General features: G+C 36.6%; 1 protein-coding gene. It reads left to right on the plus strand.

Going from position 1 to position 232, the window contains the following annotated elements; translation table 11 throughout:
* Positions 1–191, plus strand: a 191-nt coding sequence (locus tag AAEY75_RS17280) for a VOC family protein (protein WP_352260417.1), incomplete at its 5' end; no start/stop codon positions are given.
* Positions 192–232 lie beyond the last annotated feature (41 nt).

Below are 232 nucleotides of genomic sequence, written 5' to 3' on the forward strand. Positions count from 1 at the left end.
GACCAAGCTACCCCGAAGCACAAGGACTTAGACATTTAGCATTTAAAGTTGGGTGTATTAATACTGCTAAACATTATTTAGAGTCACACAATGTCATCGTCGAAAATATTAGAGAAGATGAAATAACCGGCAAAAAATTCACCTTTTTTGCCGATCCAGATGGCTTACCCCTTGAGTTATATGCACTTTAACATCAAATAACTCAAGGTAAACCTTAATCCAAGTTCAGGTT

The sequence above is a fragment of the Psychrobacter sp. TB55-MNA-CIBAN-0194 genome (assembly GCF_040309505.1).
GTDB lineage: Bacteria > Pseudomonadota > Gammaproteobacteria > Pseudomonadales > Moraxellaceae > Psychrobacter > Psychrobacter fozii.